This is a genomic window from Micromonospora sp. GCM10011541 (assembly GCF_042650725.1).
In the GTDB taxonomy this organism is placed as follows: domain Bacteria; phylum Actinomycetota; class Actinomycetes; order Mycobacteriales; family Micromonosporaceae; genus Micromonospora; species Micromonospora sicca.
In genome coordinates, this window is record NZ_JBHSBP010000067.1 from 1 (window position 1) to 1,558 (window position 1,558).

Consider the following 1,558-nt stretch of genomic DNA (forward strand, 5'->3'; position numbering starts at 1 on the left):
TGGACGTTACGCCCGTGTCATCCCCACTCGGCCGCCGAACCTTGCTGAGATCACCTCAATGTGTGCCGGGTGATCGCGTATGGCGAGATGTCATGAGCAAGAAGCGCATGCGGCTGTCCGTGGGCGCGCCAACGGGATGCAGGATCATCGCCCTACCCGCGGGGATCATCTTGGCATCGATCGGCACATGCATGGCCTGGCTTGCAATCAAGCCGATGTCCCAGTTCTTCGCGGAAGGCGAGTTCGGCTTTGGCGACGTGCTCGCGTTCATCTTCTTCGTGGTCATCATGTGCGTTGTGCTCTACGTCGTGGGCGCCCTGGCCTGGGTGTACTTGCGGATGGCGAGAACCAGGATTTGGCTCAAGGGCACCGTTCTCATCGAGCGACGCATCCTGCTGCGCCGACGCATCGATCTGCGCACTGCCCAGGTGGAGTTGCGCCCCACCGCCAACGCCAACATCACCGGGCTTTCACTGGTGGCCACCGATCAGCGATCGAGCAAGAGCCTTGACCTGGTGATCCACAAAGGCCAGGCGACGTTACCCGCGTCCGAGCTCGCCGCGCTTGCGCAAGCGATCCTCGGCGATCACAGCCTCGACCGTCGCGTCGGCCACGACAACGAAACAGCCATGATCGTTGCCGACAGGCTACGTGAGCTCGCGGCCATCGAAACGTAGGTGCAACGTATCGGCGACCTTTAGCGCCACGAGCGGACGTGTTGCCGGGCGGCATGACGGCCAGTCCGCGCAGACGTGGGTTGCCAGTCTCGCCGTGACCACGTAAAGCATCAGGCGAGGCCGAAGCGTCAAGCATCATGCGAGACCAGGCAGCCGGCTGCCGGCGTTGTTGTTCAAAGTTTCTGTACGTCTTCAAGGCGGCCCGCAACGGGCCGCACGCGCCGCCGCCTGGGCGCGCGCCGGCCGCTGCCGCTGACGCTCTGCGGCCGTCGCCCCTGACGCCCGGCGGCTGGCGCGGACAGCGGGGAGCCCGGAGGGCCGCCGCAGAACGACAGGCCGTTGACCAGTGGGGTGGTGGGCCGGCAGCCGGCCGGGCCGCGCGGCCACGAGCCCGCGCGGCGTGGGGGAGCGGACGCCGGCCGCGTCGGCGAGCTGGCGGCGGTCGCGGGGTTGCGGCTACTGCGCCTCCGGCGGGGGCGCTCCGGCTCCAGGATGGCCGGGGCTCCGTCGGCGGGTCGCGGTCCGTGGGTGGTTGCGGAAGGGAGCCAGCGCAGGGGGGGCGAGTTGGTGAAGCGTTCAGGCTAAGTCCTCGGGCTTCACCCTTCCCTTCCCGAGAAGGTTTCTAGCGAGGAGCAGGCGGCCGAGGATGATCGCGTAGACGTTGCTGATCAAGACCAGTGAAGCTGCGCCAAACTCGCCGTGGCCGGCCAACAGTAGGACAGGAACACCGGCGAACAGCAGCACGGGCAACATGAAGAGCCACATGGGGAACCGCAGGTAGTAGAGAAGTGAGGGGGTGAAGGGCTTAGGCACGAGGCCATTGACGTGATCTCAACAAGAATCCGGTAGGTATCGGTATTCGAAATGGGTGAGGTGGAGAG

2 protein-coding genes are annotated in these 1,558 nt (G+C 66.0%); one reads left to right on the plus strand and one right to left on the minus strand.

What is annotated here, in order from left to right:
• Window positions 1-92: 92 nt before the first annotated feature.
• Window positions 93-677, plus strand: a complete 585-nt coding sequence (locus ACFOYX_RS27680) for a hypothetical protein (RefSeq protein WP_322444140.1) — start codon at window positions 93-95, stop codon at window positions 675-677.
• A gap of 576 nt (window positions 678-1,253) precedes the next feature.
• Here ACFOYX_RS27680 and ACFOYX_RS27685 read toward each other — a convergent pair.
• Entirely contained in the window at window positions 1,254-1,490 is a 237-nt protein-coding gene (locus tag ACFOYX_RS27685) for a hypothetical protein (protein WP_322444141.1), read from the minus strand.
• Window positions 1,491-1,558 lie beyond the last annotated feature (68 nt).